The 25,261-nt window shown below is 40.3% G+C and carries 19 protein-coding genes and 3 tRNA genes; 10 read left to right on the plus strand and 12 right to left on the minus strand.

Features of this window, described 5'->3' with window-relative positions:
- Positions 1-2: 2 nt before the first annotated feature.
- On the minus strand, positions 3-338 hold the full coding sequence (locus PR808_RS17410; RefSeq protein ID WP_272539789.1) for a YqcC family protein: 336 nt from the start codon (positions 336-338) through the stop codon (positions 3-5).
- 241 nt (positions 339-579) lie between these two features.
- On the opposite strand from PR808_RS17410, the gene PR808_RS17415 reads away from it, so the two are divergent.
- Positions 580-1,467: a DUF535 family protein gene (locus tag PR808_RS17415; protein WP_272539790.1), complete on the plus strand. Its 888-nt coding sequence runs from the start codon at positions 580-582 to the stop codon at positions 1,465-1,467.
- A 446-nt stretch (positions 1,468-1,913) separates the two neighbouring features.
- Here PR808_RS17415 and syd read toward each other — a convergent pair whose 3' ends face one another.
- A complete protein-coding gene (gene syd, locus PR808_RS17420) occupies positions 1,914-2,474 on the minus strand; it encodes a SecY-interacting protein (protein ID WP_272539791.1) in 561 nt (186 codons plus the stop codon).
- A 143-nt stretch (positions 2,475-2,617) separates the two neighbouring features.
- Between syd and queF the strand changes: the two genes are divergently transcribed.
- From queF to xni, 3 genes are all read left to right on the plus strand, one after another.
- Complete coding sequence (queF, locus tag PR808_RS17425) at positions 2,618-3,463, plus strand: NADPH-dependent 7-cyano-7-deazaguanine reductase QueF (RefSeq protein ID WP_206083739.1); 846 nt, start codon at positions 2,618-2,620, stop codon at positions 3,461-3,463.
- A 108-nt stretch (positions 3,464-3,571) separates the two neighbouring features.
- The gene (ppnN, locus tag PR808_RS17430) at positions 3,572-4,939 is read left to right on the plus strand and encodes a nucleotide 5'-monophosphate nucleosidase PpnN (RefSeq protein ID WP_206083738.1); all 1,368 of its coding nucleotides are present in this window, start codon (positions 3,572-3,574) and stop codon (positions 4,937-4,939) included.
- A gap of 18 nt (positions 4,940-4,957) precedes the next feature.
- Positions 4,958-5,713: a flap endonuclease Xni gene (gene xni / locus PR808_RS17435; RefSeq protein WP_206083737.1), complete on the plus strand. Its 756-nt coding sequence runs from the start codon at positions 4,958-4,960 to the stop codon at positions 5,711-5,713.
- A 55-nt stretch (positions 5,714-5,768) separates the two neighbouring features.
- On the opposite strand, the gene rlmM is transcribed toward xni, so the two are convergent.
- Genes rlmM through PR808_RS17450 form a run of 3 tightly spaced genes read right to left on the minus strand, consistent with a single transcriptional unit; the run spans position 5,769 to position 8,229 of the window.
- Entirely contained in the window at positions 5,769-6,872 is a 1,104-nt protein-coding gene (gene rlmM, locus PR808_RS17440) for a 23S rRNA (cytidine(2498)-2'-O)-methyltransferase RlmM (protein ID WP_272539792.1), read from the minus strand.
- Positions 6,865-7,260: a DUF423 domain-containing protein gene (locus tag PR808_RS17445; RefSeq protein ID WP_206083735.1), complete on the minus strand. Its 396-nt coding sequence runs from the start codon at positions 7,258-7,260 to the stop codon at positions 6,865-6,867. Before PR808_RS17445 ends, rlmM begins: the two co-directional genes overlap by 8 nt.
- A gap of 27 nt (positions 7,261-7,287) precedes the next feature.
- The gene (locus PR808_RS17450; protein WP_206083734.1) at positions 7,288-8,229 is read right to left on the minus strand and encodes a transcriptional regulator GcvA; all 942 of its coding nucleotides are present in this window, start codon (positions 8,227-8,229) and stop codon (positions 7,288-7,290) included.
- A 699-nt stretch (positions 8,230-8,928) separates the two neighbouring features.
- Here PR808_RS17450 and csdA point away from each other — a divergent pair.
- Positions 8,929-10,134 (plus strand): cysteine desulfurase CsdA, encoded by a 1,206-nt coding sequence (csdA, locus tag PR808_RS17455; protein ID WP_206083733.1) that lies wholly within the window; start codon positions 8,929-8,931, stop codon positions 10,132-10,134.
- A gap of 29 nt (positions 10,135-10,163) precedes the next feature.
- Complete coding sequence (gene csdE / locus PR808_RS17460; protein ID WP_206083732.1) at positions 10,164-10,622, plus strand: cysteine desulfurase sulfur acceptor subunit CsdE; 459 nt, start codon at positions 10,164-10,166, stop codon at positions 10,620-10,622.
- A gap of 39 nt (positions 10,623-10,661) precedes the next feature.
- Here csdE and tcdA read toward each other — a convergent pair whose 3' ends face one another.
- Both tcdA and mltA read right to left on the minus strand, forming a co-directional pair.
- Entirely contained in the window at positions 10,662-11,483 is an 822-nt protein-coding gene (tcdA, locus tag PR808_RS17465; protein WP_272539793.1) for a tRNA cyclic N6-threonylcarbamoyladenosine(37) synthase TcdA, read from the minus strand.
- 30 nt (positions 11,484-11,513) lie between these two features.
- Positions 11,514-12,623: a murein transglycosylase A gene (mltA, locus tag PR808_RS17470; protein WP_206083809.1), complete on the minus strand. Its 1,110-nt coding sequence runs from the start codon at positions 12,621-12,623 to the stop codon at positions 11,514-11,516.
- A gap of 263 nt (positions 12,624-12,886) precedes the next feature.
- On the opposite strand from mltA, the gene PR808_RS17475 reads away from it, so the two are divergent.
- The 3 genes from PR808_RS17475 (at position 12,887) to PR808_RS17485 (ending at position 13,193) form a co-directional block, all read left to right on the plus strand.
- Positions 12,887-12,963 (plus strand) — tRNA-Met (locus PR808_RS17475).
- A gap of 57 nt (positions 12,964-13,020) precedes the next feature.
- Positions 13,021-13,097 (plus strand) — tRNA-Met (locus tag PR808_RS17480).
- A 19-nt stretch (positions 13,098-13,116) separates the two neighbouring features.
- Positions 13,117-13,193 (plus strand) — tRNA-Met (locus tag PR808_RS17485).
- 112 nt (positions 13,194-13,305) lie between these two features.
- Here the strand turns inward: PR808_RS17485 and amiC are convergent.
- Entirely contained in the window at positions 13,306-14,556 is a 1,251-nt protein-coding gene (gene amiC / locus PR808_RS17490) for an N-acetylmuramoyl-L-alanine amidase AmiC (RefSeq protein ID WP_206083730.1), read from the minus strand.
- A gap of 246 nt (positions 14,557-14,802) precedes the next feature.
- On the opposite strand from amiC, the gene argA reads away from it, so the two are divergent.
- Positions 14,803-16,146: an amino-acid N-acetyltransferase gene (argA, locus tag PR808_RS17495; RefSeq protein WP_206083729.1), complete on the plus strand. Its 1,344-nt coding sequence runs from the start codon at positions 14,803-14,805 to the stop codon at positions 16,144-16,146.
- A 109-nt stretch (positions 16,147-16,255) separates the two neighbouring features.
- Here argA and PR808_RS17500 read toward each other — a convergent pair whose 3' ends face one another.
- The 4 genes from PR808_RS17500 to ptrA form a co-directional block, all read right to left on the minus strand.
- A complete protein-coding gene (locus tag PR808_RS17500) occupies positions 16,256-16,825 on the minus strand; it encodes a hypothetical protein (RefSeq protein ID WP_206083728.1) in 570 nt (189 codons plus the stop codon).
- 70 nt (positions 16,826-16,895) lie between these two features.
- Positions 16,896-18,743 (minus strand): exodeoxyribonuclease V subunit alpha, encoded by a 1,848-nt coding sequence (gene recD / locus PR808_RS17505; protein WP_206083727.1) that lies wholly within the window; start codon positions 18,741-18,743, stop codon positions 16,896-16,898.
- Positions 18,743-22,354: an exodeoxyribonuclease V subunit beta gene (gene recB / locus PR808_RS17510; protein ID WP_272539794.1), complete on the minus strand. Its 3,612-nt coding sequence runs from the start codon at positions 22,352-22,354 to the stop codon at positions 18,743-18,745. The genes recD and recB overlap by 1 nt, the downstream gene beginning before the upstream one ends.
- Positions 22,351-25,248 (minus strand): pitrilysin, encoded by a 2,898-nt coding sequence (gene ptrA / locus PR808_RS17515; RefSeq protein ID WP_272539795.1) that lies wholly within the window; start codon positions 25,246-25,248, stop codon positions 22,351-22,353. The genes recB and ptrA overlap by 4 nt, the downstream gene beginning before the upstream one ends.
- Positions 25,249-25,261: the final 13 nt, after the last annotated feature.

A 25,261-nucleotide genomic window follows, 5' to 3' on the forward strand; every position in this document is an offset into this window, starting at 1 on the left:
AATCACCCGTTTGAATTAGTTGAAAAGATGCTGTCTAGCTCACGCAAGTGCTGGATAAGAGCCACATATTGCTCTTCTTCATCGTGCTTATAGGCTTCTTCAAAATACGGCGCGATAGCAAAATTTGCAGGTAACATGCCACCTTGGTCAATAATCGCTTGTAAACGTGGAATTAAGATCCATTGTAGCCATTCCAGTGCTTCCATCGTATCAATACAAAATGGCTCGACACTTTTAAACGCATCCTGTTCAGGTGGATGCTCACGCCACAATAATTTTAATTTCATTTCCTCTTCGAGATGGCGAAGCTTTTCAACAATGCGTTGTTCTTTGTTCATATTTAACCCTTTTAACCTTTATGCTGCGAAATATACTGTAATTTTGCCAATGATTCTGTCGGATAAATGGGGTTGTTCTGTCTTATATACAAGCGGGTTTACTTCTATTGCATTTATTTATTCATAATAAATTCAATTCAATAAGTTTCGTTGATGTTTTGTTAGGGTGTATACGGATATAATGAAATGTTTTTTTTTAATTGAATTTTAGCAAAATAATTAACAATAAAATGGTCTATCTATGGGATTACTAAAGCAGTGGCGCAAGGAAAATAAGGCATGGAAGGCCTTCAGTGGTAAATATGTTGAGCTCAAAAGAAAAATTCGCATAGCGAAACTCCCTTCAGTGCAATATCAACAGTACCAAGGCATGTGTCAGACATATCAAAGTGCTCAGCTCGCTTCTGCAATTAACGGAGTTCCCCATTTTATTGAGCGCCCAATTAATAAATATCTGCATAAAGCTTGGAGTGGAAAGCAAAAATTGCTGACAGCAAGCTATACACTGGATTTAATTGAAAAAACCTTTACCCCTAAAGCCGTCGAAAAAATGTTTTCGGCAAAACGTGAAGGGTTAACTGTTGCAAATATTGAGCTGAAATCTGGTGATTTTGCACAGCTCACCTTGATTTATTCTCAATACCCAAGAGAAGGCGATCTTACCTTACACCTGCGTAATGAAACGGGTGATGATATCTATTTAATGAGTTTTTCTTTTGGGCCTGAAGGGCAACTCTATGTTTGCTCACTGCAAGGCCCATCAACCGACCAAAGTGTTGAGCAGGTTCGCCTAATCACCAAACAAATGCATGGTATGAGGCCCAAAAACCTATTAATGTCTGCTGTTTATGCTGTCGCGACCTATTTCAAAGTGACATCAATCCAAGGCATTTCAAACAATAGCCATATTAAGAGCCAACATTTAAAATCGAGCTATGATACTTTTTGGCAAGAATGTAGTGCAACATTATCATCTGATGGTTGGTACCAGCTTCCATTACAAGAGCCAGTTCGTGATATAGAATCCGTGAAAAGCCAGCGTCGTGCTGAATTTCGTCGACGTGAAGCACTTCGTGATGCGATGAGCCAAGAAATTATTGCATCACTCAGTGCGAACTCAACGAAGTAACAATCCGTTGATTACAAGCTAGAATAACAAAAAAAGCCAGCCGGCCTAAATCAGGCCGACTGGCTTAACATCACATTTTAGATTTTAATGCATCCTGCAAAACGACATCCTGTCGTTCAACATCCTGTTGAATAAAACAATTTAATAGGTTGTTCCTGCCTATTAAGCAGTCCATCGCTTTGGTTTTTTCATTTTTTATACATTACGATGTATAAAAAGCTAAACGAACTTACCCTGTCCAGCGGCATAAGAATGTATTAAATCTATTAATGAAACAACCTAGCTGAGCAAACAAAAATTAATTTTAAAAAGCGGCGTTTCCATTATTGGTAGTAACGTCATGATATTAAAAGTTAATTAATTATCATTTAAATAAAATTAAATAACTTTGAGAAATTACTTAACCCAATTGTAAGTCCTGACTTACAACATTTATCCTAAAATACTTACTCCTGAAGCTCAACAACAGGGAGTAACTCTCCAATAAAACTCGCTAAATTTGGTGAAAGTACGCGCCGCTCTTGGCTACCAAATTTTTCTAAGATCACCTCCCCTGTCAAATTACACAACGAGATCATTTCAATTTCAGAGTCTATTGTGGCAATAAACAGAGTTGGCGATAACTTTAAACGCTTTTGAGTAACTAAATGCCCAATTAAATTTTCTTGTAAGCGAATAAAATCCTCTTCATTCCATACTTGTACCAAACTTAAGGTAATATCACGAAATGTGGCTTTCATATCCCCAGCCAGCTGAGTGGTATAAAAGTGATGAATATCGTCCTGTAAACTGATATCCAATGCCGTAGCGACTTTATTTAAATGTGCATCCTTAATGGGAAATGCTTGCGGTTCCCAATAGACCCAGTTCTCGCCTGTTCTCACGACACAAGGAGAAGGAATACCATATAAATCAACAGATGCAGGTGGTAACCCCGTTTGTTGTTCCCACGCTGAAATATAGTTTTGAGTAAAACGCTGTAACGCTTGAGAGAGTATTGTATTCATAATTACGTAATTTTTACGGCTAGCCTAAATTGAAAGACGTCAATATGATGGATAAATGGTATTATGACAGATGTTTGCAGGCGAATAAAATGTACTCATTGCGCCTTTTAGCCTCATTTTGTTTATGAAGTATAAGGATCACTATGTCACACTACCAGAACAATCCCGCTCTTGACAATTTAACCCTCGGGAAAAAAACGGCGTATCACGACCAATACGATGCCTCGCTACTGCAGCCCGTCCCTAGGAGCTTAAACCGTGATCCACTGGATATTTATGCAAATTCACTGCCATTTCATGGTGCTGATATTTGGACCTTATATGAACTTTCTTGGCTAAATCAAAGTGGCGTTCCCCAAGTGGCTATTGGTTCAATCAGTGTGGATGCAACAAGTGACAACCTGATTGAGTCTAAAAGTTTTAAGCTCTATCTCAACAGCTTTAATCAAACTCGCTTTGAAACTTGGGAAAATGTGCGAAGCGTTTTGCAAAATGACTTAAGCCACTGTGCTAATGGCAAAGTTGACGTTACACTTCATAAGCTAGAGGCTTTTTCTCATCAGCCAATCTTACCCTTTAAAGGGCTGTGTATTGATGAGCAAGACATTACTATCGAACAGTACGAGTTTAATCGTGACTATCTAGCGGGTTGTACTCAAGAACCGATTGTTGAAGAAACATTAGTCAGTCATTTGCTAAAATCGAATTGTTTGATTACAAATCAACCTGACTGGGGCTCTGTACAAATCCACTACCATGGTCCTAAAATCAATCATGAAGCGCTCTTACGCTATTTGGTTTCGTTTCGCCATCATAATGAGTTTCATGAGCAGTGTGTTGAACGAATTTTTAACGACATTATGCAACTGTGTAGACCCGAAAAATTGAGTGTTTACGCGCGTTATACCCGCCGCGGGGGGCTGGACATTAACCCATGGCGTAGTAATGAAATTTTTGAACCTGAACTTGGTCGTTTGGCTCGCCAATAAGTACACATGTAGTTAAAAAATGCTTGAAAAACAGTTGAAAAGTAAATGCACTAGTGTATTTGCGGTACAATTCACCTATCAAGAACCCATGGGGTAAAGGAGTACTACTTGATTACGCATATCAGTCCATTAGGATCTATGGATCTACTTTCGCAGCTTGAAGTTGACATGCTTAAACGCACTGCAAGTAGCGATTTATACCAGTTATTTAGAAACTGCTCACTCGCGGTTTTACATTCTGGAAGCCTTACTGATAGCAGTAAAGAGCTACTAGAAAAAAGCAAAGACTTTGATATCAACGTATTACGTCGTGAACGCGGTGTAAAACTTGAGCTTATCGAGCCACCAGAAAAAGCATTTGTTGACGGGAAAATTATTCGTACTTTGCAAGCTAACTTATTTGCAGTTTTACGCGATATTTTATTCGTTCACGCGCAAATAAACCAAGCTAAAGAGCAACTCCATTTTGATACGGAAAATGGCACGCACATCACCAATATGATTTTCTCTATCCTACGCAATGCTCGTGCATTACATATTGATGATGACCCAAGCATGATAGTTTGCTGGGGCGGCCACTCAATAAATGAAATTGAATATCAATATGGCCGTAAAGTTGGTAACGAACTGGGTTTACGTGAACTGAATATCTGTACGGGCTGTGGGCCTGGTGCGATGGAAGCCCCAATGAAAGGTGCAGCTGTTGGTCATGCCCAACAACAGTATAAAGATAGCCGTTTCATTGGCTTAACCGAACCTTCAATCATCGCAGCAGAGCCACCTAACCCATTAGTTAACGAGTTAATTATTATGCCTGACATTGAAAAACGGTTAGAAGCGTTCGTCCGTTTAGGTCACGGTATTATTATTTTTCCAGGTGGCGTTGGTACCGCTGAAGAGCTGCTGTATTTGCTGGGCATCTTGATGGATCCAGCCAATAAAGAGCAAGTTCTCCCGCTTATTTTAACGGGTCCGAAAGAAAGCGCTGAATACTTTGAAGTCCTCGATGATTTTATCCGACATACTTTAGGGGATGAAGCGAGCAAACACTATCAAATCATTATCGATGATGCTCAAGAAGTGGCGCGTGTGATGAAAAGAAGCATGCCACAAGTGAAAGAGAATCGCCGTAGCACAGGCGATGCATACAGCTTCAACTGGTCAATTAAAATTGCGCACGACTTGCAGCATCCGTTTGAACCAACACATGAAAACATGGCCTCACTGAACCTTCATCCAGGGCAAGCACCTGAAAAATTGGCTTCAGATTTACGCCGTGCGTTCTCTGGTATCGTTGCAGGTAATGTGAAGGAATTTGGTATGAAAGCCATTGAAAAACATGGCCCATTCAAAATTCACGGTGATAGCGATCTCATGAGGCGTATGGATGTGTTACTCCAAGGCTTTGTTGAACAACATCGAATGAAATTGCCAGGTGGCACTGCATATGAGCCTTGCTATGAAATCGTGAAATAAATCTGTAATGGCGTATTTATGATCCATTTATTAATTATTGATGCATTAAATTTAATACGCCGTATCCATGCGGTGCAAGGAAGCCCGTGTGGAGAAACCTGTCTATCTGCGATATCACAGTTGCTCACTCATACAGATGCCACACACATTGTCGCGGTGTTTGATGAAGAAGGTCGCCATCAAAGCTGGCGTCATGAAAAACTCCCTGATTACAAAGCAGGTCGGTCGCCGATGCCTGAAGATTTACACGCTGAGCTTCCTGATCTAATGGCTTTATTTACAGAAAAAGGCATTCACTGTTGGCAATCTGTAGGGGATGAGGCTGATGATTTAGCGGCCACGTTAGCAACGCGTATCGCGGGAGCTGGGCACACTGTTACCATCGTTTCCACCGATAAAGGCTACTGTCAACTGCTTTCGCCTAATCTACGCATTCGCGATTATTTCCAAAAACGCTGGCTAGATATTCCTTTTATCGAAAAGGAATTTGGCGTTTCTCCTGAACAACTTCCTGATTATTGGGGACTTGCGGGGATCAGTAGCAGTAAGGTTCCAGGTGTCGCAGGTATTGGCCCGAAAAGTGCGGCAATACTATTGCAGCAATATCACTCTATCGAAAACTTATTTGCGAATTTAGATAAACTGGAAGAAAAATGGCAAAAAAAACTAGTTAACCAACAAGAAATCGCATTAATTTGCCGCGATATTGCCACATTAAGAACGGATATTGCACTGCAAGGAAATTTAAACCAGCTACGTTATATAAGCAACTGATCAAAATAAAAAGGCCTCTGAGTTAATTAGTGGCCTTTCTTATTAGTTTTATAAATTAATAATATTCACGCGCCATTGGGTTTGCTGACCAAACACGCATCACATGCACAGTCACTTCTTCACGATCATGATAAAGCTGCTTAGCTTGGATTAGCACGTTTACACCCCGTTCTTTCAGCAGCACCTGCATCTTTTCTAATATGTGTGAGACTTCTTCATAGCGCTTTTTCATTGGCAGTTTTAGGTTAAATATGGCCTCGCGGCACCAACCTTGAGCTAACCAATCCGTCATCAATGCAGCCACTTTTGCTGGCTTTTCAACCATATCACACACTAACCATGTAATGTTTTGTGATGAAGGTTGAAACTTAAAACCATCTACACGGTGATGAGTAACTTGCCCTGTATCCATCAAACTTTCTGCCATCGGGCCATTATCAACCGCATGAACCATCATGCTACGTTTCACTAGTTGATAAGTCCAGCCCCCAGGGCAAGCGCCTAAATCGACCGCTTTCATTCCACTGGCAAGACGCTCATCCCACTCTTCATAAGGAATAAAGACGTGAAATGCTTCTTCTAACTTCAAGGTAGAACGGCTGGGCGCATCTGATGGAAATTTTAAACGCGGAATACCCATATAAAAATTTGAGCTATTATTGGTATATGAATATCCCGTATAACAGCAACCTGGTGCAATAAAAAACACGTGGATCACGGGTCTTTTGAAATTCTCAAGTGGAAGTAAGATTTTTTCTTTACGCAACGCATTACGTAAAGGCACCGTAAATTTACGGCAAAACTTCATCAGTTCTTTGGATTCGTTGGTATCTGCGACCTCCACCCGAATATCACCTGCTCTCACCACTTGTTGGCTTAGCGCATTGACTATTGGGGTGATACGATCTTCAGGTGGCAAGTCTTTTAATAAATCACCAACCACAATCATTTGGCGAGCAAAAATTAGCTCACGAAAAGGCAATGTACGGGCGAGAGTGTCTGCATCTTCAGCTTGGTAGCACTCAAAAATGACATAACCACTATTTTCTTTTACACGGGCAAAACCATAAATTTCTTTTTGCCCTGCTTTATCCGTAATCTCTGCTGCGCACTCTTTTTCAAAGCCTGGTCGACAATAAAGTGCAATTTTATTACTCATTACGTGACGCCGATTTCCTTAGACGCATAGCGCCAATAACTACTAACAACCAACCAATCAGGAAACAAACTCCCCCTATTGGCGTAAAATAAGAAAAGTATTTTACCTGCAATAGGGCCATACAATAAAGGCTACCGCTAAAAAGAAGTATCCCAACAGAGAAAAAAACACCTGACCAATAAAACCATAGGATCACTTTACGTAATAAAATTGCGCCTAATACCATTAATGCAATAGTGTGCAACATCTGATAACGCAATCCAGTTTCAATCCAGTCCATTTGATGGACACTCATAATTGACGATAACGCATGAGAACCAATAGCCCCAAAAGCAACAGTAAAAAAGCCACTAATTCCAGCGAAAATTAACATCAAACGACTATTCACAGTAACACCTTTTGTTTAAATACTTGATTACTGAATAAGCGCCACATCTTGGTCACCCGTAATAAAACCCAATTTTTCTTGTTCACTCGCTGCTTGCGCAAGGATCCACTGACGAAATGCAGCTATTTTGCCTAAATCTGCTTGGCTTTCTTGGCAAACTAAATAAAACGCATTTTTACTAACTAACACCTCGCTAAAGGGACAAACCAAACGCCCTGCGTCAATTTCATTCTTTGCCATTACATTATTGGTTAATGCAACACCTTGTCCATGTACTGCCGCTTGAATCACCATCGCGCTATGGCTGAAAATCGGCCCTTGTTGTACATTCACTATATTCTGTAGCTCTAGCTGTTTAACATACGCTTGCCAGTCTCTTCGAGAAGAATCATGAAGCAGTGTATGTTTTGCTAAATCTTCTGGATTTTTTAGTTGGTTTTCCCCTGTCATTAATGACGGTGCACAAACTGGCATTAAATATTCAGCGTAAAGCCTATCAGTTCTTAAACCAGACCAATTTCCTCGACCATAAAAAATCGCTACATCCACATCATCTGCGAGTTTATCTTCTTCTCTATCAACGGCTTGAATGCGGACATCAATACCTGGGTAAGCTTGGTTAAACCCTGAAAGCCTAGGTACCAACCATTGGATAGCAAAACTGGGTGATAAACTCACCGTTAATGCACCTTTGGCGCTTCTCGCTTGCAACTTACGTGTTGCTTCATTTAAAGAAGAAAATATTTCTTTAATATCAAGGTAATAACTTTGCCCTTCTTCCGTAAGAAGTAGCGAGCGATTACGCCGACGAAATAGCTTTAACCCAAGAAAGTCTTCCAAACTTTTCATTTGGTGACTCACGGCTGCTTGGGTGACAAATAATTCTTCTGCTGCCTTAGTAAAACTTAAATGACGGGCTGCAGCGTCAAACACTCTCAGCGCATTCAGTGGCGGTAATCTTTTAGACATAATCACTTCTACTCGGCATCTCGTTATGCATTAGTTTTTTTCATCCGAAGCATTATAATTTGTCCCTTGAGGATCTGCCAGTAAATACCTATAGTATGCGCACTTCCTAAGCCGGAACGAAAAGTTACAGAGTTTAGTTACTTTGAAACTTTTGGCTTTGTGGTTGTGATGTTGTGTTTGCAAGTTGTCTGGTTGAACCAGACTTTGTAGCTTTTGCTACTGTTTTTTTCACTTCCTGTACATTTACCCTGTCTGTCCATAGTGATTTTTTATAGTGCACCGCCAAAACGCGGTGCTTTTTTTTGATTTTTTTACTGGTATTTACTTAGGACAAATGAAAAATTTAACTTAGTAAATACAAATAGCTACAGATAATTACTAGTGTACCGAAAAAACTTTAAGTTAGATATTTAAGATAATTCCTGAAAATAATTCAGTTTATGCTTTCTAAAAAAGAACTCTCAAACAAAAAGGATTACTTTGCGGTGCAATACACTGAATCACCCAAGAAAATTTACTTTTGATATTGCTAATAAGTAATACCAAACGTAACAAAATATTTCAATGTTTTGATTGAAAATGACAAGTTTAAATTAATCAAAAAATAATCAATAATGTACGGATAAATGTACATCTCTGTAGACAATACCCACAACTATCAGATAACACAGATAATTATTGACTAAAAAGAAAGAACCCATGGATCATTTTAGCGCTACCGCATTTCGCCAATTATTTCCTGCAATAAATTCCTCAACATTATTTTTTGATAGTGCAGCAACTGCATTGAAACCGATTGCAATGATTGAGGCTTCAAATAATTACTACCGCTTATCTGGTAGCTCGGTTTACCGCGGTCAATCACCAGAGTCATTAAAATTAACTCGCGACTATGAATTAGGCCGTATTCGAACGGCAAAATTTATTAATGCCGCCAGTGAAAATAATATAATTTGGACACGAGGTGCCACCGAGTCGATTAATTTGATTGCTCAGAGTTATTTTCGGCCAATCTTACAAGCAGGTGATGAAATCATTGTCAGCGAAATAGAACATCATTCAAATTTATTACCTTGGATGATAGTTGCTAAGCAAACTGGCGCTAAAATTATAAAATGGCCCATCGAACAAGGTGCCTCACTCAGTTTAGCAACGCTAAAATCACTGCTAAATAACAAAACCAAAGCCATTGCTATTACACAAATGTCGAACGTCACTGGCTTTCAGCCTGACTTATCGGCAATCACTCATCTCGCCCACCAAATAGGTGCCCTGGTTATCGTTGATGGCGCCCAAGGCGCTGTACACTGCCCTATTGATGTTAGTGCTGAAGATATCGACTTTTATGTTTTTTCCGCCCATAAACTGTATGGCCCTACAGGCCTCGGTGTTTGTTATGGAAAAACAGCATTATTAGAAGCCATGGTGCCTTGGCACGGCGGGGGAAAAATGTTGACTGAGGTGACTTTTGAAGGTTTCACGCCAGCCCCCATTCCTCAATGTTTTGAAGCAGGCACACCTAATATTGCTGGGGTTATTGCTTTTTCAGCCGTTCTTGAGTGGATTCAATCTATCGATTTAGTACAAGCAGAAGCTTATACTTGCTCACTTATCGAACAAGCCAATAAAAAACTCTCACGCATTCCTGGTTTTATTGGTTATAGTGTGCCTAATTCACCATTACTTTCATTCAATTTTGAAAGTATTCACCATAGCGATTTAGGTGTGCTCTTGACTGAACAGCATATTGCATTACGCTATGGGCAACATTGTGCTCAACCTTTAATGGATGCCTTGAATATTAGTGGCTGCATACGCATCTCTGTGATGCCATATAATAACCTACAAGATATTGATAAACTTATTAATGCAGTCACTCGCTCACTTTCAATACTCAATGACTAAATCAATACTAAAGATAAAAAGGAAGCCTAATGACTTCGACTAAATATGAGCTTGCTCCGCACCCTTTTGGTACAGAGATTAAAATTCAGGAAATAGTTGAACAGTTTTCCGCACATAAAGCCTGGGAAGATAAGTACCGTTTGCTTATCCAATTAGCGAGACAATTACCGACACTAACTGATGATGAGAAGCAACAAACTCAAGAAGTGAAAGGCTGTGAAAACCGAGTGTGGATTGGTGCAATACTCAATGATGATGAAACTTTCCATTTCTATGGTGACAGTGAAGGTCGTGTTGTAAAAGGGCTTTTTGCGATTTTATTAGCGGCTATTGAGCAAAAAACAGCGAAAGAAATTATGGAATTCGACTTCAATGAATTGTTGGAACAAACAGGCTTACCCAGTCAGCTCAGCGAATCTCGCCAAAATGGTATTCAATCATTAATTACGGCAATTCGAAATATTTCCAATGAAATGACGCCAGCCTAATCAACGAAAGAGGCTATGTGTATCGCAATAGCCTCTTCACTATTTAATGTTTTTTTCTACAATTCTTTGGGCTTTTGCCATCATTTTTTTCAACGCATGCGCCACAGCAATAAAGCCAAAACTTGCTGTGACCATGGTGACGGCCCCGAAACCTGATGCACAATCCATTCTTTTTGAGCCTTCTGCAGTACTTTTTGCTGCGCAGACAGTGCCATCACTTTGTGGATAAACAAGCTGTTCCGTGGAAAACACGCAATCAATTCCTAGCTTGCCTTTACCATTTTTAACCACATTAAAGTCCGACTTTAACCGCTCACGAAGCTTTGCCGCTAATGGGTCTTGAATGGTTTTCGCCAGATCCACCACTTGTATTTGTGTGGGATCTATTTGACCACCAGCCCCACCAGTTGTGACTACAGGGATTTTAAATCGCCTACAATAAGCCAGTAGTGCAGCTTTAGGCCGAACACTATCAATTGCATCAATAACGTAATCAAACCCCGTACTGAAGTACTGAGCGACATTATCGACTGTGATGAAATCATCAATGACATTCACCACACACTCTGGGTTAATCTCCAAAATCCGCGCTTTCATCACCTCAACCTTCGGTAAGCCAACGGTTGATTTAATAGCATGTAATTGACGGTTAGTATTCGTGACGCAAATATCATCCATATCAATTAAGGTGATTGCACCAATTCCAGAACGAGCTAATGCCTCAGCTGCCCATACACCAACACCACCCACACCGACAACACAGACATGAGAGCGCGCAAAAAGATGAAGGGCTTTCTGCCCATATAAACGCCCGATCCCAGCAAAACGCTGCATCCAAGCATCTGAAAGCTTAGTTTGCATAATAACAAACAACCTTAGTTAAAACGGTAATTACATTGCACCAAAAAGGGGCTGACTCTTTTTCAGCACCCAGACGCGTCCATAATGGTTATAAAAACCAGCCATTTTGCCTGCGTCATGACCTGTTCCATGGTAAATATCGAAGTGGTGGCCTTTAATCGCTCCCCCTACATCCAAGGCAACCATCATACGCATTTCGTATTGCCCCGTAAATTTACCATTACCATCTAAAACAGGAATTTCCGCCAGCAATGCCGTTCCTGCTGGGATCAAGGTTTTATCTGACGCAACTGACGCTTTTGCTATCAACGGAACTGCGCTAGCGCCTCTTACTGGTACAAAAGATTGCGGTTTGAAGAAAACAAACGATGCATTTTCCTCCAATAATTGACGAACTTCTTGCTCACTATGGCTATTTGTCCAATCGTGGATAGCTTGTAAAGACATTTGGCTTAATGGCACTTCGCCACGGTCAACAAGAACTTTACCGATACTTTTATACGCGTGGCCATTTTTCCCTGCATACCCAAAGAAATTCAGCGGGCTACCATCACCAAAATCGACATAGCCACTCCCTTGAACTTCCATCATAAAATTATCTACAGCGGAATTACTGTAAGCCAAAATGAGGTTATTACTCAACGCGCCATTATAGATAGCTGCTCGGCTAGGTAACCGCGATTTCCCTTTTGGGGGCATTCCATATAATGGATGGCGAAATTCCCCTTGTGGTGAACGTCTTGCTTCAATAACAGGTGTGTAATACCCCGTAAATTGAACGTTCCCGTAATTATCAGCCCCTTCCATTTGGAAGGCCGATAAATTGAAGCTGGCGAGCTGTGCGGGGTTTCCACCTGCCATTAACCAATTTTCAATCGCATGATAAGTGTCACGGTTATTTTGGAATAAACGCGGAGATGCATTTTTAATTTCAACGATCTGCTGATTAAAGTCAGGTGCATTTATTGGTTTGCCTTGAACATTTACCTGATTAACTTTCTGTAAGTCTTCAACAAGACGACCATCTTTGTATTGTTGGCCTTTATCCGTTGGGTGAGTTTGGCATCCTGCCAACAATGAAAAAAAGACACCTGTGACTATCCACTTATTTACTATTGACCATTTTTTCACCGATAGCATATTAATTACCTTCATTAATTCTAAGTTCATGCTCCACCATCCAAATACAACCCACAATCCAATATGCAACGCACAATAGCAAACCCAAAATGGGAATGAAACGAGTAAACATATTTAGTTAAATTATTTTTCTTTGCCACCCCCGCAAAGTTCAAAAAATAAACATAACGTGCGTATTTTGTTCTGTAGAATGCTAAAAATGAAAAAAAAACACGAAAAAACTTGCATCAGATCTCATCCCGAGTATAGTGCCCGCTATCGGACGCGGGGTGGAGCAGCATGGTAGCTCGTCGGGCTCATAACCCGAAGGTCGTTGGTTCAAATCCAGCCCCCGCAACCAATACTGATTTAATCAGTAAAGTAGTAAAAAAAATCAAAACGTTGTAAAGAATTCAGTCGCGGGATGGAGCAGCTTGGTAGCTCGTCGGGCTCATAACCCGAAGGTCGTTGGTTCAAATCCAGCTCCCGCAACCAATTTTTTTACTTCTTCAGTCGCGGGGTGGAGCAGCTTGGTAGCTCGTCGGGCTCATAACCCGAAGGTCGTTGGTTCAAATCCAGCCCCCGCAACCATTTCTTCCCCTAGCACCACACTCTCAAAAATATTAATCACCACCTTTATTTTTACAAATAAAAAAGGCGACTCGCTTTTGCTTATCACCTGTTTATTTACCGTTCGTTATGGTTAGTTGCGGATCGCTAACTCACCACCATTGCGGAAGTAAGCTTTTACCCCTTCAAAGATAGACTCTGCCATTTGTTGTTGGAACTTGGCCGTTTTCAGCTTACGCTCTTCTTCCAAGTTACTGATAAACGCGGTTTCAACTAATATTGATGGAATTTCAGGTGCTTTGAGTACCGCAAATCCAGCTTGATCAACCTTATTTTTGTGTAATCGGTTGACTTTCCCCATACGTTTGAGTACTTCATCACCAAATTTCAAACTATCATTAATCGTTGCTGTCTGGACTAAATCCAACATTGTGTGGTCAAGGTACACATCACCACTCTTACTTACACCACCAATTAAATCGGCCTCATTCTGAGTTTGAGCAAGGTAGCGAGCCGTATTACTGGTAGCTCCTTTAGTCGATAATGCAAAAACCGATGAGCCATGTGCTGAACGATTAGTAAATGCATCTGCGTGAATTGAAACAAATAAATCAGCCTGCATCTTACGTGCTTTTGCAACACGCACTTTAAGAGGAATAAACACATCCTCATTACGTGTCATGTAAGCACGCATTTTAGGATCTTTATCAATCAACGCTTTTAAGCGCCGTGCAATCTGCAAGACAACATCTTTTTCACGTGTTTTATATTTCCCTATCGCACCTGGGTCTTCCCCACCGTGCCCAGGGTCAATCATAATAATAATTGGGCGATCCGTCCCTGCTTTACCTGGTTTTTTCGCTTGCGCAGGCATACTTTCTTCGAGGTCACCTTTATTGTAGTCCTCGAGTAATGCTAATAATGGATCATCGCTAGTATCCACACCTTTGCCTGGATAGAAATCAAGGACTAAGCGGTGTTTAAACTCCCCCACAGGCGACATGGTAAAGAATTGTGGGGTCACTTTATTTTTCACTTCAAAAACAAGGCGTACGGTTTTAGGATCAAATTGCCCCACTCTGACTAATTTGAGATAAGGGTCACGTGTTTGAATTTGAGTTCCCATCTGCTTAAGTACGTTATTTAACTGTACGCCCTCAAGGTCAACAACAATCCGCTCTGGGTTATTCAGCACAAACTGGCGGTACTTTAGCGGAACGCTTGATTCAAGCGTTACACGAGTGTAACTCGATGCAGGCCAAATACGCACAGCAATCACGCTGCTATTAGCAGAAAAACCGAATGGGCTAACGCTCAGTAACATAACTGCGGCGGCGCCTTGAATAAAACGACGCTTAGATGGGCTGTGATCTTGCTGACTCATCAATAATTCCGAACCTAGAACTGAAAAATAAATTGATATTAGACTATATGCCAATTAATTGGCCAGAAATAAGCACTCTAACTAATCATGTGCTCTCTGTCATTAATAATACACATTTATATTTAAAGATATGTAACTCTTAAAAATATATTTGTTATTTTTTATACCATCTTTTACTTGATATTTTTCGCCAAAAAGAATAAAAATACATTATTAACGAATAAAAATTCATTAAAGAGGGTTGTTATGAAAGAGCGCAGCACCGAGTTGGTTGATGAGTTTCGCCATTCGGTACCTTATATAAACGCCCACCGCGGCAAAAATTTTATCATTATGCTTGGTGGTGAAGCGATTGCGCATGAAAATTTCCCAAGTATTGTCAATGACATAGGATTATTACATAGTTTAGGGATCCGAATTATTGTGGTCTATGGCGCTCGTCCTCAGATTGAGGATATTCTAGCAGAACACAAATATGATGCGGTTTACCACAAACATACCCGTGTGACTGATTCGAATACACTTGAATATGTTAAGCAAGCATCTGGTGCATTACAGCTTGATATTACCGCTCGCTTATCAATGAGTTTAAGTAATACACCATTACAAGGTGCCCATATTAATGTGGTCAGTGGTAATTTTGTCATTGCACAGCCACTTGGTATCGATGATGGTGTTGATTACTGCCACAGTGGGAGAATTCGCCGCATCAATGAAGAAGCCATTAATAATCAATTAGATAATGGTTCTATTGTTTTAATTGGCCCTGTTGCGGTTTCCGTTACTGGGGAAAGTTTTAATCTGACCTCAGAAGAAATTGCGACTCAACTCGCTGTAAAAATGAAGGCCGAAAAACTGATCGGATTCTGTTCTTCTCAAGGTGTCGCAGATAAAGAGGGTAATATCTTATCTGAATTATTCCCAAATGAAGCAGAAAATAGAATTCAAGAACTTGAATCTGAAGGGGATTACTACTCTGGAACTGTACGTTTCTTGCGTGGCGCAGCAAAAGCTTGCCGCCGTGGGGTACGTCGTAGCCACCTATTAAGCTATCAAGAAAATGGCTCGCTTATTCAAGAATTATTCTCTCGTGACGGTATTGGTACTCAAATCGTAATGGAAAGTGCTGAACAAATTCGCCGTGCAAATATCAATGATATTGGGGGTATTTTAGAACTAATTCGCCCTTTAGAGCAGCAAGGAATACTTGTTCGTCGCTCACGGGAACAACTTGAAATGGAAATCGATAAATTCACGATTATTGAACGAGACAATTTAGTGATAGCTTGCGCTGCTCTTTACCCATACCCAGAGGAAAAACTAGGGGAAATGGCTTGCGTTGCTGTTCACCCTGATTACCGTAGTTCTGCTCGAGGAGAGGAGCTACTTCACCGCGTTGCAGTACAGGCGAAACAATTAGGCTTAGATAAACTATTTGTATTAACGACTCGTAGTATCCATTGGTTTCAAGAGCGTGGTTTTACCCCTGCTGAAATTGAGATGCTGCCACTGAAAAAGCAAGCTTTATATAATTACCAGCGCCGTTCTAAAATTTTGATCTTGGAGCTAAAGAGCCAATCTGATAAGTAACCGTCCCTATTTGCAATAAAATAAGTGTTGGTTAGTGCAGTTAATACCCCAAATTATGCATGGATGTCTAATTTGGGGGCATATAATTAACTCGTTAATATCGACTTAATTAAGCAATCTGTACAATTCTTGCTTTTTCACAAAGTGGATTGGCCTCTAAATGTGGCTTTATTGCCGCTTCCATTTCAGCAAAAGAGCTACCATAGAAGTAGAATGCGGTTTCTGTTGGGCCATCCCACACACCGTGAATACTGCCGATGTCTTCAACAGCTTCATCTAATACATCAAAAACGTCGTTAATGTCCCCATTTTCATAAACTTCATCAGCAAGCTCTGTACCATTAAAATAAACGGCTAAACCTTCGTGCTCACCAAAGTCGATACGAACATCTTCACCATGAATAAATAAACGAGACCCTTTTGGCGCTAGCATTGAGGTAAATAGCTGGATTATCATGCTAATATTTTCATCACTTGCGTCAGCGATGGCCAATTCAATATCACATTCCTGTGCTTCGCCATTATCACCTAATAGTGTGCCGCCACCTGTGACATGAATATCCTTACCCAGACTTTTCATGACTTCATCAAATGCATCTTCTAAATCTGCACGCCTAACAGGTTCTAATCTCGCATTTAACGTAATGGTTACTGCGGTCATCTCTTGCTGGTTATCCATATCATTACCTTTAAATCATTATTATTAACAAGTTAAGTAGTTTTATTACCTATACTATCACTTGTCATGGTTACACTAACTGTCTCGTTAGCCCACTACGGCGTTTTGTTGGTGTTTCGATTGCCCGACGTAATATCTTCGGGTTGCTATAAAGGGAAAGTTCTTTTTTTGCTCGGGTGATTGCGGTGTATACCAATTCCCGAGTAATAACGGGTGAATATAATTGGGGTAAAACGAATGCGGTATGAGTAAATTCCGAACCTTGTGATTTATGAACCGTCATCACATAAGCGGTTTCATGTGAAGGAAGTCGATTTGGCTGAACTCCGCGAATACTCCCATCAGGAAACTGAAAATAAGCTCTAAGTGCGCCTTCTTCATCAGGTAAAATAATGCCAATATCGCCATTAAAAAGCCCTAATGGGCTATCATTACGGCTGATCATTATAGGCCGACCTGCATAATGTTTATTCAAATGATTATAAGGCCGATTGATTAGCCCTTGACGATGAAGTAGCTTTTCTAGTTTATCGTTTAGCCCAACGACACCAAAAGGCCCTTCTCTTAGCGCGGTTAACAACCGATATTGATTAAACTTAGATAAAATTTCTTCAGGCGTTTTATTTGCTTTCACCGCAAGTAAGTAATCTTCATAGCAAGCTGAAGCATCAAATAAAATTTTCACATAATCATCTGCGGTTTCTTGTACATAATTATGCACATCCACTAACCCTTGGTTTAACAGCTTTTGAGCCCGAGTGGAATTGCCGTCGTTAACAGCAAAAGCGAGTTGCCCAATACCTGATTGCGCTGAAAAACGATAACTTTTGCGTAATAAGCACAAACTATCACGAATAACAGGGCCTTCAACCGACGAGTATTCACCTAATGAATAACCTGTAATTTCTGCCAATTGCTTCGCTCTTTCAGGACTATAGCCAATATCTGCAAACTGGCAAATATCTCCGAGTACCGCCCCTGCTTCTACTGATGCAAGCTGGTCTTTATCCCCTAGAAATATCAATTTTGCCTGTTCGGGTAGTGCCTCAATCAATTTTGCCATCATCGGTAAATCAACCATCGATGCTTCATCGATAATTAAGACATCCAATGACAATAAATTATTGCGATTAAAGCGAAATTGTTGACTTTCTGGTTGAGCCCCTAATAATCGATGCAACGTCTTTGCTTGACTTGGCAAAATCTCACGCTCTTTTTCGGTCAGTGGCATGCCTTTCATCGCATTACCAAGGGATTCCGTTAACCTTGCTGCGGCTTTCCCTGTTGGAGCCGCCAGCTCAATCTTTAACTGATTCTCTTTTTGCATTTCCAGCTTAATTAAAGCAGCCAGTATACAGGCAACTGTCGTGGTTTTTCCCGTACCTGGCCCCCCTGAAATAATGGAAACCTGACTGGTTACAGCAACTGCTGCTGCAATTTTTTGCCAATCAATACTTTCTGAAATAGGAAAGAGAGTATCTAACACGGATTGAATTTGTTGATTCTGACTATTTTTCACTGACCTGTTAGAGAAAAAATGAGCAACACACTGCTCATACTGCCACATACGTTGAAAATATAAATAATCCCCCGAAAGCAATAACGGGGAGAGGCTATTTTCTGATGTTAAAGAGACCGCATGTGCATTTTGCACAGCTTGATAAAGTGTTTTTTTGTCAGGCTGCCCCATTCTTTGCCAAAAATCATTTGCAAGCTCTTGATGACGCCCTGAAAATAGGTTATCCAATGTCACGTCAGATAATGCTAAACACACATGTCCTGTCATGGTTTCCGCACTCAAAAGCGCAGCAACAACCAATAAAATGGGATTGTTTTCATCAGCAATACTGTAAGCAAATTGCACATCTAAAGGCATAAAAATTCGCTCTTCAATCCCTCGATTAAAAAGAGATTTCATTAGCATGCCTCCTTAACAGGTGTATCGCTAAACAGTTGATCGATAGCTTGAATAAACGCTTTTACTGGGCGATAAAAGAAAATACCATTCTGTGAATTAACGCTATCAACTCCTCTTAAAAAGAGATAATACACACCACCAAAATGCGTTTCATAATCGTAGTCAGGTAAGCGCTGTTTTAAATAGCGATGTAGCGCCAAGGAATACAATTGATATTGTAAATCATAGCGGTGGTCAATCATTGCTTCAGCCATCGCTTCTTGCGTGTAGAATGAAGCATCTTCACCAAGGTAATTCGATTTATAATCAAGTAAATAGAATTTTCCATTCCAATAAAAAGTTAAATCGATAAAGCCTTTTAAAATCCCCTGCACTTTTTCAAAATTCAATGGCGGACATTGCTTAGATAACGGATCATAGCGATGCGTTACGTTATCTAAGCTTTTCGCATTAATGATGGCGTCAATGGGCAAATAAAACTGCATTTCATCAAGCTGATCTTGTAGCGGCAATACGGATAAACAAAGCCCGTCGTCAGAAAGGGGAGCATCTACGATTGCTTTTAGCCATTCTTGCAACATGGGCGCCCATTTAACATCAAACCCCGAACCTTCAAGCTTTTCAGTTAACCACTCGAGTGAAACTGGCTCGCTAAAGCCAATTTCCTCCATCAAGGTATGCAGGAAAGTTCCTGGTGATGCTCCTTTAGGAAACTGATGAGGAGTTAAGATATTATCGATTTCATCGTCTTGTTGTTCGAGATCAATACTCACTTCGACATCCATTTTAGGTGCCAATGAGTTTGCAAACTGTAACGGAGAGACTGTTTGCCCATCTTCTGAATGGCTAGCCCCATAACTAAGCCCTGAATAGCTGGTTACCCGCCAGTGATCATCAAAGTAACGAGTTAGTTCCCTCGCCATTAAATCGCCATGAGTTTCTTTGTCTAACACAAGTCTTTCGGATTCAAACTGACCAATAGGAATAACGTCAATAATCTCATTGCCAATCTCATTTAACATACTATTTAGCAGCAGATGATCACCTGGCTCTCCTTTTTGGATAACGTAGCCAAGGGCTGATAAATGTAAATCCGTTTCACCACTTTTCTTTCTATTTCCCTTTATTAACGGAGCAATACCGACACTACAATGGTAAATTGCACGAGTTAATGCTACATACAACAAACGGAGATCTTCAGCTAAACGTTCTTCATCTGCTAAAATAACGGTTTCTTCACTATCTTCTAAATCTAACCTCGTACCATAATCATTCCTATCATGATATAAGCCTTTAGATTGCGGTAAGAAATTGCTAGCGAAAGGTAACCACACAATTTTATATTCAAGGCCTTTTGACTTGTGGATTGTACTAATTTGAACAAGGTGCTTATCGCTTTCCAAGCGCATCTGCTGCGCGTCCGATTGGTGGTCGGGATGAGCAATTTGTTGTGCTAACCAGCGCGTTAGTGTGTGCTCACCTTCAAGTTGAACTGACATTTCCTGCAATAGCTCACCGATATGCATAACATCCATCAAACGCCTTTCACCATCAATTGCAGATAATAATGTTTCAGCAATATGGCGCTGTGACATTATCATTCTCAACATTGGCAATACACCTCGTTTTTGCCAGACGGTAGAATAGCGAGAGAATTCATCAACGAGATTTTCCCATGCTTTTTCATCATGGTTGAGTTCATCAATCTCTTTGGCGGTTAGCCCTAAAATCCCTGTCGCTAATGCACTTCGTAGCACGCGCTCTTTTTCAGGAGTCAACACTGCCTGTAGCAGCCACAATAAATCCCTCGCTTCAGGTGTTGAAAATACACTTTCCCTATTTGATTGAAAAACTGAAGGAATATTTAGCTGATTTAAGGCGTCTCTAATTAATACTGCTTCACGGCGGCTGCGTACCAATACGGTAATATCTGAAGCGGAAACTGAAACCTGTTGCTCATTATTCACGAAGTATGTTTTACCTTCGAGCCCACCTTGCAGGTATTGTGCAATTTGCGCTGCACATTGTTTCGCCATTCCATATTCATATTCAGAAACAGAGACAGCTTCTGCATCTAACTGCCAAAAAGTGAGAGCTTTTACCTCATTACCTCTGTTGACCAGTTTTTTCCCTACATTTTGTTGTGCAAAGTTAACGGGCTGAAATGGAATTTGTTCAAAAATAAAAGGCGATTGGCAATGGCTAAACACACGATTTATGGCTTCAACCATACTTTGTGATGAGCGATAGTTGGTTTCTAATGTGTAGTGAGCGCTAACTTCTTTTTTCGCTTCAATATAGGTAAAAATATCTGCGCCACGAAAGGCATAGATGGCTTGTTTCGGATCACCAATAAATAAAAGAGCTGTATTATCAACACCTTGATAAATTCGCTGAAAAATACGGTATTGCTGTGCATCTGTATCTTGAAACTCATCAATCATTGCAACAGGAAAACGCTGGCTAATCGTCTGTGCTAAGAACTTACCACCATCATGACTCAGCGCACGGTCTAAACGCGTTAAAAGATCATCGAACCCCATTTCCCCGCGACGATGTTTTTCATCAGCAATAGTTTGCCTAACTTCTGAAATCGCCAATGGGATCACAATATCTTTCAACGTGAGTGATTGAGTGAGTAACACCTCAATTTGCTGAAAAACCGCATGCTCAGGGCCCTGCCCACTTTTTGATTTTTCATGTAATACCGTTTGAGAAAAACGAACAAGATCTTTTGGAAGATCATAATCTTGGGTGATTTCTTCCGCCCACAGGCCTATTTTGGTTAACCAACCTGGTAAAAAACGAGAACTGTAGCTTCGTTTATCAACGTCAGAGCCTGTAATGAGTTTTTCAAAATCCCCTGCATTTTCTCGCCAAGATAGTTTCACCGATTCAATAAGGGAAATTATGCGCTGATGCCGTTCCTCCAAAGACTCTTGAACCCTAGGCTGATTAATAATAAGCGGCATATCCCCTTGTAAGAAAGGCCTTATTTCAGCTAAAAGAGACTCAGGGCCATTCCATTCGGACTGCACGACTTTAGCCATTGAGTAATCAAGCGGATAAAAGTGGCGTCGCCAAAAGTCTGCACAGGCTTGCTTTTGAATTGGAAATTCATCTTGGATCATTGTTTGCTCAAAGAGTACACCAGATTCAAATGCATTATGCACTAGCATCCTTTGGCAAAACCCATGGATAGTATAAATAGCAGCCTCATCCATTTGCCGTTCAGCCGCCAATAACCACTCTTGTGCAAATTTTAATTGTTCTTCACCTGAAAGCTCACCAAGCAACTCCAAATATTCAGGTTGAGATTCAAACCCAACGCCATTCCTTAAGCAAACCAAACGCATTTCATGAATTCGCTGACGTATTCGTCCACGTAATTCATTTGTTGCAGCCTCAGTGAATGTCACCACTAATATTTCTTCAACGCTAAGCGGTCTAGGGAACGCATTTCCCCCCCCTAGACCTAATAAAAGCCGCAGATAGAGTATACCAATAGTATATGTCTTCCCTGTTCCCGCAGAAGCTTCTATTAATCTTTGTCCACTTAATGGTAAAGAAAATACATTTAATAGTTGGGACTCTACCTGCACTTTATTCACTCAGCATCTTCCTTTATTGGCAAAATCTTTTGTAACTCTGAAGCTGTTGGGTAAAACACCCAATCTTTCAGTTGAGCAAAACCAGACTTCGCATCCACGCCTTGACCAATGACTTGAGATGTTAATGCTAGCCCTTTTCGCCTAATGACTGCATTTTCGTAATATTCAATGACTTGCTCTTTCGTTGCAGCCCCTAAAGCCAACAAAACTTTCTCACGGGTGTCAAAACTAAAAATATTACGTGAGAAGTCTGATGAATAACGCCCAAGCTCTTCATAAAATGTCTGTGGTGGCTGGTTCATTTCAGTAATAATTGATTGTTTATACTGACTAAACTCTTCAACTGGCAGCTTTTTAAGTTTATCTAATGCCTGAGCATAAAACGCTTGATAGCGCATGTTAAGGTAATCGGGTGTCTTGGCATTACTTTGTAATAAAAAGCCCATTCCCCACTGGTCACCTAAGCCAGATTTAAATGCAAATACCGCATAACCTAGCTGTTCATTAGTCCTTAATTGATCATAAAACCAAGGCTGAATAACCTTCGCTAAAATACCTGACAGCACTGCGCCATCTATGCGACTATAGCCATCTGGGACAAAGATTTCAGCAAGTGCATTATCGGTACTATTCCCTTGTTTATGGAAGTCAGCTAAATAGTTTTTATCAATAACAACCACATCACCACGCCACCATTCAGTACCCTCACTGTGTAATAACTTTTGAGCATCCTGAATTGTTTTGATACTTTGCGACTCACTCATGTTACCGAAAACGAGGGCTTGTAATGCTGCGCTTTTCACCAATAGTTGACGATAATGAGTCAAATCACCTAACGATATTTTGCCCAACTCAGCAAGACGTTGCTCTTGTTCAAAGTAAGGTACGCTATTAATGCGCTGAAGAGGCTGCATTGCCAATTCATAAGCTTTAGCATTATTTGCAACGGCTATTTGTTCCTTATACCAAGATTTTGCCTGTGCTAACTCTTGCTCTGTTGGCTCAAAGCTTAAATACAGCTTAGTCATTGATAAAAAGAGTTCTGGTAAATGTTGCGTATAACCACTCGCATTGAGCTGTAAACCAATATCTTGTGAAACAGAAACAGACATACCCGCAACGGATGCTTGATATTGCAGCTCATCCATTTTTAATGACGAAATATATTGCAGTAATGCCCCTGTTACTTGATCTTTCGCACTCTGATTACCTAGCTTTGTACGTAAAGACAATGTGATACTTGCTTTAGGTTCATCAGCAAAATATTGGCTTGGCATATATAACACACGAGTATTTCCATTTTGATAAATAAACTCAGGGTGTTTATAAGCTTTTTCAGGTTTAATTAAGGGTAGTTTATCCGCAATGTAAGGGTTTAATGCTGGCAGTTTAAAGTGCATTTTAGACTCTAAACTATCCCAATTTTCAAACTGTTTTTGCGTGACCTGATCCACTTGATAGGGCGCTTCAACAAAATACGCTTTTTTATTGCTTGGTTCATCAGGGCTAATAAACCAGATTCTTGCATTTTTTGCGGTCAACTCGGATAGACGTTGCTTAATGGCTGCGGGATCATATTTATCTGCAATATAATCAGAATCAAGCACATGATTAACAGGAACATCGATCATTTGGTCAGACAACCACTCGATGTAGTTCATATCCCTAACAACCGAACCATAGCGAAAAGATAAGTTAAGCACTTTTGCAATTTCATCAAAATAGCTTTTGCTTATACCATCATTTTTGATTAGCTCTATATAGGAGAAAATAGCGGCAATAATCTGGTCTCGTTCCTGTAACCCCTTATCCGTTAAAGTGACATAAATCGAGAAAGAACCATAATTTCTATCCGCGTTTGGTGATGCTGATGCGCTTATTCCTTCAGCTAAACCCTGCGAAATTAACCAATCAGCTAATGTTCCAGGGCTACGATTCCCAAGTAGGTAACTAATATAGCTATCACTTTTACTGCGAAAATCCGCCATATTGTTTTTAATACTAAATTCAATTTGAATCGCCTTTTGTGGCTGCGCTGGCACGTAATGAATAATAATGCCTTTTTCTTTATCCGTAACCGCTTGAGTATTAATGGCAGGAACACTGGCATTAAAATTAGGAATACGACCAAACGTTTCTTGCGCTATATTGGCAAGAGATTCAATTGATTGATCACCATAAAGAACACCATTCATCAAATTCGCTGAATAATAATGTTTATAAAAACCAACAAGTTCATCCTGTAATTTACTGTTAGGCTTATCTTTTAATGTATCTAAATTACCGCCAGAAAAACGAGAGTTAGGATGTTGTGGGTTTAGTGTTTCAGAACGTACTTGCCATATACGCATTCCATCGCGAGAACGCGCCATCGTTAATTCTGCATTAACTGCATTACGCTCTCTATCTGCATTAGTAGGATCTAATAACGGCTCTGCTAATGCATCAGCTAATCTATCAGTCGCTTCTTTTAATGCGCCGTTCTCCACTTCAAAATAGTATGCTGTTCGGTGTGGTGCAGTACTGGCATTATGGCTACCGCCGTGTTTTTGTAAGAATTCAGAAAAGCTACTTGGTTCTGGGTATTTTTTAGAGCCCATCAATACCATATGTTCTAAATAGTGAGCTAACCCTAGCTGGCTATCTGGATTTTCAATACTTCCTACAGGTATAGAAACAGCCGCTAATGATTTTGTTGCTTTAGCATCAGACACCAATAAAACCGTCATATCGTTATTCAGTTTTATTGCCTTATACTCGCGAGGGTCGCTCTCACTCTTATTAATCGTCTCAGGTAACAATTGCCATAATGGTTGAGCGGCAATAGCACTACCACACCCTAATACTATGAATAATAAGAATAGTTGGGCGATTTTTTTGGATAAATATTGCATCCTATAATGCACT

Source organism: Providencia sp. PROV197 (genome assembly GCF_028479625.1).
Lineage (GTDB): Bacteria > Pseudomonadota > Gammaproteobacteria > Enterobacterales > Enterobacteriaceae > Providencia > Providencia vermicola.

What these genes read in the sequence shown, in the direction of transcription:
- PR808_RS17410 (WP_272539789.1), bottom strand. Translation starts at nt 338, where the DNA reads ATGAACAAAGAACAACGCATTGTTGAAAAGCTTCGCCATCTCGAAGAG.
- PR808_RS17415 (WP_272539790.1), top strand. Translation starts at nt 580, where the DNA reads ATGGGATTACTAAAGCAGTGGCGCAAGGAAAATAAGGCATGGAAGGCC.
- syd (WP_272539791.1), bottom strand. Translation starts at nt 2,474, where the DNA reads ATGAATACAATACTCTCTCAAGCGTTACAGCGTTTTACTCAAAACTAT.
- queF (WP_206083739.1), top strand. Translation starts at nt 2,618, where the DNA reads ATGTCACACTACCAGAACAATCCCGCTCTTGACAATTTAACCCTCGGG.
- xni (WP_206083737.1), top strand. Translation starts at nt 4,958, where the DNA reads ATGATCCATTTATTAATTATTGATGCATTAAATTTAATACGCCGTATC.
- rlmM (WP_272539792.1), bottom strand. Translation starts at nt 6,872, where the DNA reads ATGAGTAATAAAATTGCACTTTATTGTCGACCAGGCTTTGAAAAAGAG.
- PR808_RS17450 (WP_206083734.1), bottom strand. Translation starts at nt 8,229, where the DNA reads ATGTCTAAAAGATTACCGCCACTGAATGCGCTGAGAGTGTTTGACGCT.
- csdA (WP_206083733.1), top strand. Translation starts at nt 8,929, where the DNA reads ATGGATCATTTTAGCGCTACCGCATTTCGCCAATTATTTCCTGCAATA.
- csdE (WP_206083732.1), top strand. Translation starts at nt 10,164, where the DNA reads ATGACTTCGACTAAATATGAGCTTGCTCCGCACCCTTTTGGTACAGAG.
- tcdA (WP_272539793.1), bottom strand. Translation starts at nt 11,483, where the DNA reads ATGCAAACTAAGCTTTCAGATGCTTGGATGCAGCGTTTTGCTGGGATC.
- mltA (WP_206083809.1), bottom strand. Translation starts at nt 12,623, where the DNA reads ATGCTATCGGTGAAAAAATGGTCAATAGTAAATAAGTGGATAGTCACA.
- amiC (WP_206083730.1), bottom strand. Translation starts at nt 14,556, where the DNA reads ATGAGTCAGCAAGATCACAGCCCATCTAAGCGTCGTTTTATTCAAGGC.
- argA (WP_206083729.1), top strand. Translation starts at nt 14,803, where the DNA reads ATGAAAGAGCGCAGCACCGAGTTGGTTGATGAGTTTCGCCATTCGGTA.
- PR808_RS17500 (WP_206083728.1), bottom strand. Translation starts at nt 16,825, where the DNA reads ATGGATAACCAGCAAGAGATGACCGCAGTAACCATTACGTTAAATGCG.
- recD (WP_206083727.1), bottom strand. Translation starts at nt 18,743, where the DNA reads ATGAAATCTCTTTTTAATCGAGGGATTGAAGAGCGAATTTTTATGCCT.
- ptrA (WP_272539795.1), bottom strand. Translation starts at nt 25,248, where the DNA reads ATGCAATATTTATCCAAAAAAATCGCCCAACTATTCTTATTATTCATA.